The organism is Ruegeria halocynthiae (assembly GCF_000743705.1).
Classification (GTDB): Bacteria; Pseudomonadota; Alphaproteobacteria; order Rhodobacterales; family Rhodobacteraceae; genus Ruegeria; species Ruegeria halocynthiae_B.
In genome coordinates this window covers 1-4,730 of the sequence record NZ_JQEZ01000017.1, presented here as the reverse complement: position 1 = coordinate 4,730, position 4,730 = coordinate 1, and the positions used below count along the sequence as shown (strand labels likewise).

Genomic DNA, 4,730 nt, shown 5'->3' with positions numbered 1-4,730 from the left:
GACGCAACCGGGCGACTGCTATTCAACATGCTGGGAGCCATCGGTCAGTTCGAAACCGAAATCCGCGCCGAGCGCCAAATGGACGGGATCAAGAAGGCTAAAGATCAAGGCGTTCAGTTTGGGAAGCGGCCTGCGCTTACAACCAATCAGATCGTAGAACTGCGCGCAAAACGCGCGCAGGGCACCTTAATCAAGGACCTCATGGCTGAATACAGCCTCTCTAAGGCCACTATTTATCGATATCTCGCTGAAGACGAGGCTTGAGCGCAATCACAGAAGCCCAATCCGAGCTTAACGCCCTATTCTGCACTCAGCCGGACTCGACCCCGCCCTGGCGCGGGTCTCTCTTTGTGCCTTCCCCCTGGACCCGGTCAGATACGAGAGCTTTTCGGCCCCGCGACGTTCGGGAAAACAAGTGCAGCAGACCGCCTTTGGCGGGCTGCGTCTTGCTCGATGTCTATCGAGCGTAATCCTTGCAAAAGGCGAAGCGAACGGGCGTCACCCGGAGGGCCGAAACAGGCGTGACCAGGCGACTTGCGGCCGCGGTGTAACCTGGCTCGGATGAGACAGGTTACACCGCACCCGGGCTGCAGGGAGAATGGGCGTGCCTGGTTCGGGGTGGAAGCCGGCATGACCGGCTGAAGCCTAGCGCGCGGTCACGAGCTGAACGCTCGTGATTTGCCCTGATCAATATTGCCGAAAATCGGAAGCAGTTCAGATATCTACACTATGCGGGACAAGGCAGCTGTTCCAATTCAACTCCGAAAACTCTACGTTTCTTGATAGTGTCAAATTTCTTCGGGCGACTATTGGAACATGAGTGATTACTGCCTTTTTTGCCGAATTGCTGCCGGAGAAATCCCCACGCATGAGGTATTTCGGAATGACAGCATCTTGGCGTTTATGGATACTGGTCCAATTCGCCCGGGTCATCTCCAGATCATTCCGACGGCTCATATCGAGTATTTTGAGAATATCCCGGAGGATATTGCGTGCGAAATCATGTTGCTGGGGCAAAAATTGGCTGTCGCACAGAAGAAGGTTTTTGGCGTGGAGCGAGTGGCATTTCAATACTCGGGTGGTGATGTCGCCCACGCTCATGCGCATCTGATACCGCTAGTCGAAAAGCACGATGTCACCTCACGACGCTACATCGAGCAAGAGGGAATAACCTTCAAACCAATGCCGAATCCGGGAAGCAACGAGCTCCGAACTGTTGCCAGACAGATTGCGGATGCTCTCGACCGATAAAATAACTTTAGGCTTACACCGAACAATAGCCACACGGCACATTGATGGCTGCTCGGCGGACAGAGTCGCCATCGGGATTTGCGCTCGAACATCTGATCGAAGGTAAATAAGGTTGCCTCAACTCCAAAAATTTGAGGTGCTCATGTTCGAAACTCTCCTGATTGTTGGAATTGGTCTTGCAGGCGGCTTCGCTGTTGGCGCGCAGGCTCAAATCGCAGGCTCCATGGGCAATCGAATTGGTGGCGCTGCTGGAAGCTTCATAGTCCACCTCGGAGGGGTTGTTGCGTCGCTTGCGCTGTTGATTGCCCGTGGCGGAGAAAACATTAGCGAATGGAGGCACTTACCTTGGTATATGCTGGGAAGTGGCGTTTTCGGTTTGGTTCTTTATCTTACCCTCAGTCAAACAGTTCCAAAACTGGGGGCAACATCGGCGATTGCATTGGTTGTTGTCGGCCAACTTCTAGTGGGGCTACTTATCGATCACTTCGGCTTATTTGATGCATCCGTCAGAAGCATCGATTTATCACGGATTGCGGCTGCTATCCTGCTACTAGCGGGTGCTTATCTGATGCTTCGCTAAATTGCAGTCGATCATCGAGGTTCAATTTGGGCTCGAAGCGGGCCCTGCCAATTATAGCCAAACCCCTATCAAGAACACCTCCAGGCGCTCTCGTTCCGACCAGAAGCCGGAGCACATGAAAGGGCGACTTGTGCCGCCCTGCCCTGCGCTCAGTTCTGCTCGTTGTCGTCCCGTTTCGGGAAGGCCACCATTTCAACGCCAGGGAACATGCTGTGCTTGACGGTGATCGACTTGATTTCGCCGGTGGCGTCATCGGTGTTGACGAAGAGAACCCCGCATCGATCCCAATAGTTCGTGCCCTCTTTTTCGCCGGATTTGACATTCAGTTTCAGAGTTTGAGTAGCCATTGTTTGATCCTCGCTTTTAAGTGTTTCGATGAACATGGCTTTTGCGGGCACTAAGGACATGTCAGCGGCTATTTTGTTTCGCGATGCAAAGCCGGGCGTGCCCGGCTGCGGAAAATAGCCGTTGAAGCTCCTGATCTGCTGCCAGATCGGGAGCGCCATTCCCGACTGCTCGCATATGTTCATCTTGAAGAAACACGGGGAGCGAGGATCTTCATTGGCTACGGGCTTGAACCAGTCTAACCGGCGGAACGGCACGAACGACTTGGACCGCCGCGCGCGGGACGGCTGAACAAAGAGCCTCGATGCGTATTGGGGAAATCAAGTCGATCAACACAGCACCCACGTTCAGATCCGCGAGCTGGTGGTCTTGCCGAGATGGGATCACCTGCAAAACGATGATCGGGGTTACTGCACACGTCGCCCTTTCCTGTCAGCGGAGGCGGAGGGCCGACCTTACCAGGCGCCACGGTTAGATAGGCGCCGGCCGCGGTGGCGGCCGTCAAAGCGAAGCGCAAGTCGGGTCGGCACGTGGGGTGCAGGCCCCAGGTGCCAAGCGACACCAGAGGAACATCGCCGCCTGGGCATCAGCCAAAAAGAAAGGCCCACCGAAGCGGGCCAGAAGTACTACCGAAGGAAAGTCTAGAGGTATTGGCCTCATGCTAACGCTTGCGCGCCCGATCAACAACACCGTCATGGGTAATGGCAGCAATCCGATCATCGGTGCGGCGGCTCATTTCGATCCCGTCACCCGTCATGTGCGCTTCTGCAAATTCGGTCCATTTGAAAATGCTGCCATCGGCTTCAACATGGGTCTCATCCTCTGCGCCACGGCGTTTGATCGACCCGTCGTGCCGGATTTCGATAATCGTGTTGTCGGCCATGCGGACGGTCACGGAATGATCGTCGACCGCAACACCCTGCCACCGGCTTTCCGCATCCCGACGCACAACGATCCGGCTTGGATGCAGCTTGATTTGCACGTCCTGAGTTTCGTCCGGATCAGCGGTCTTGACGACAACGATGGCCTCTTGCTCATTAGGATCGCCATGGAGGGACGCGCTGCCGTTTTTCGGTGGCCAAAGTTTCGGCTCATCGCGTTGGCGTTTGTCCTGATCCTTGTGAAAGGCGATATACATCTGCGCAGATTTCCACACGCGGCGGATTGCACTCTCTGCTGCGGTTGGCGTTGTGACTTTGGTCATGATTGCCAGTCCTCATAGATCAGATTTTCAACCCGGCGAAACTCTTTGACGTTATTGGTGATGAGCGTCAGGGACCGCGAAATCGCCTGCCCTGCGATCAACAAATCATAGGCCCCGATGGGCGTGCCTTTCCTGTACAGATCAGCACGGATCAGACCAGCGGCTTTTGCATCGGCAGCTGACAGGTCCAACACTTCGAACCGGAGCGCATCCACACGCGCAACATTCTCAGCGACTTTCGTGCTTTTGTATGCGCCCCAATAGAGTTCATACATGACGACAGATGGCACTGCGAAGTCGCTTGGAACATGCTCGGACAAGCTGGAAATCAGGCTGCTATTGGCCGCGATGATCCCGATGACGGCGTTGGTATCGAGCAGGTATTTCACTTGAACACATCCAGTTCGGGCCGGTCCTGCGGTGCTACATCTTCCTCGGCGGCCAGAGCGGCATCCTCATCAAGTGGACCCAGTTTGTGCAACTCGTCCAACCACTCCCAATCGTTTTCGATGGGCTCAAGAATGACCTTTGAGCCTTCCGCCCTGATCCGAACCTCATCGGTGCTGAACCGGAACTCTTTCGGCAACCGAACCGCCTGAGACCGACCGGTCATGAACACTTTTGCAACCGTTCTATCTGGCATTGTTACCTCCAATTGATATCTATCATTAATATATACTATTTACGTATTGCTTTCAAGCTGGCACTGAATGAAGCTTAGGCATCATGGGCGGGTTTCCGCGTCTACTTTCAACCTGTTATCGCTCGGTGGAATATGTCCGGAGTGGCAGGGCGCTTGCACGCCCTACCCTCTTCGATCAGCCCATGCCCTCGGGCAACCATGTGGCGATCCGCTTCTCAACCGCCTTGCTCAACTTCATCGCCGCGCGGGTCTCAGGTTCATTGAACAGCGCGTGCAGCTTCTTGCGCTTTTCACCAACCTTGAGGCCTTCGAAACTGTTCATCTGGACGTTGCCTGCCTTCAAACCCAGTGTCTGACGTCAGCGCCAATGGGTCCAAATAGCTGCATTTGATGTTTGACGTCAGCACCTGTGGGACAGATTTGAGGATTTGCACAATGGAGGATTTCTGGTTCATCGTAACCGTCAAGGAGTGGAGATGAACAAGAAATCCGGAACCAGCAAAGCTTCGGCTACCAAGTTGGTCAAAACCATCCGCCGCAAGACGCGGCAAACCTATTCGGCGGAGGAGAAGATCCGCATTGTTTTGGCGGGTCTTCGTGGTGAGGAAAGCATCTCGGCACTGTGTCGGCGCGAGGGCATTTCTGAGAGCCTGTATTACAGCTGGTCAAAGGAGTTCCTCGAAGCCGGGAAACGCCGTCTGTCTGGC

Annotated in this window: 9 protein-coding genes; 4 read left to right on the top strand and 5 right to left on the bottom strand. The window is 54.7% G+C overall.

Annotated features, from left to right (window positions below; genetic code table 11):
* From JT51_RS21080 to JT51_RS21070, 3 genes are all read left to right on the top strand, one after another.
* Positions 1-264 (top strand): recombinase family protein (locus JT51_RS21080; protein WP_037317919.1); only part of this gene is annotated, 264 nt, incomplete at its 5' end.
* A gap of 552 nt (positions 265-816) precedes the next feature.
* Positions 817-1,251 (top strand): HIT family protein, encoded by a 435-nt coding sequence (locus JT51_RS21075; protein ID WP_037317913.1) that lies wholly within the window; start codon positions 817-819, stop codon positions 1,249-1,251.
* Positions 1,252-1,393: 142 nt separating this feature from the next.
* Positions 1,394-1,831 (top strand): DMT family transporter, encoded by a 438-nt coding sequence (locus tag JT51_RS21070; protein WP_081894782.1) that lies wholly within the window; start codon positions 1,394-1,396, stop codon positions 1,829-1,831.
* A 149-nt stretch (positions 1,832-1,980) separates the two neighbouring features.
* Here the strand turns inward: JT51_RS21070 and JT51_RS21065 are convergent, their stop codons facing one another.
* The 5 genes from JT51_RS21065 to JT51_RS22035 form a co-directional block, all read right to left on the bottom strand.
* Positions 1,981-2,337 (bottom strand): hypothetical protein, encoded by a 357-nt coding sequence (locus JT51_RS21065; RefSeq protein ID WP_037317910.1) that lies wholly within the window; start codon positions 2,335-2,337, stop codon positions 1,981-1,983.
* A gap of 500 nt (positions 2,338-2,837) precedes the next feature.
* Positions 2,838-3,380, bottom strand: coding sequence for a hypothetical protein (locus tag JT51_RS21060; protein ID WP_037317907.1), 543 nt, complete (start codon positions 3,378-3,380; stop codon positions 2,838-2,840).
* A complete protein-coding gene (locus JT51_RS21055; protein ID WP_037317904.1) occupies positions 3,377-3,769 on the bottom strand; it encodes a type II toxin-antitoxin system VapC family toxin in 393 nt (130 codons plus the stop codon). Before JT51_RS21055 ends, JT51_RS21060 begins: the two co-directional genes overlap by 4 nt.
* Positions 3,766-4,023, bottom strand: coding sequence for an antitoxin (locus JT51_RS21050; protein WP_037317902.1), 258 nt, complete (start codon positions 4,021-4,023; stop codon positions 3,766-3,768). Before JT51_RS21050 ends, JT51_RS21055 begins: the two co-directional genes overlap by 4 nt.
* A 175-nt stretch (positions 4,024-4,198) precedes the next feature.
* Positions 4,199-4,345, bottom strand: coding sequence for a hypothetical protein (locus tag JT51_RS22035; protein WP_160175211.1), 147 nt, complete (start codon positions 4,343-4,345; stop codon positions 4,199-4,201).
* 154 nt (positions 4,346-4,499) lie between these two features.
* Here JT51_RS22035 and JT51_RS21045 point away from each other — a divergent pair.
* Positions 4,500-4,730: transposase (locus JT51_RS21045; protein ID WP_037317899.1), on the top strand; the 231-nt coding region annotated here is incomplete at its 3' end.

Bases quoted from the DNA above. Each gene is read 5' to 3' on its own strand.
- JT51_RS21075 (WP_037317913.1), top strand. From the start codon at position 817: ATGAGTGATTACTGCCTTTTTTGCCGAATTGCTGCCGGAGAAATCCCC.
- JT51_RS21050 (WP_037317902.1), bottom strand. From the start codon at position 4,023: ATGCCAGATAGAACGGTTGCAAAAGTGTTCATGACCGGTCGGTCTCAG.
- JT51_RS21070 (WP_081894782.1), top strand. From the start codon at position 1,394: ATGTTCGAAACTCTCCTGATTGTTGGAATTGGTCTTGCAGGCGGCTTC.
- JT51_RS21060 (WP_037317907.1), bottom strand. From the start codon at position 3,380: ATGACCAAAGTCACAACGCCAACCGCAGCAGAGAGTGCAATCCGCCGC.
- JT51_RS21065 (WP_037317910.1), bottom strand. From the start codon at position 2,337: ATGGCGCTCCCGATCTGGCAGCAGATCAGGAGCTTCAACGGCTATTTT.
- JT51_RS22035 (WP_160175211.1), bottom strand. From the start codon at position 4,345: ATGAACAGTTTCGAAGGCCTCAAGGTTGGTGAAAAGCGCAAGAAGCTG.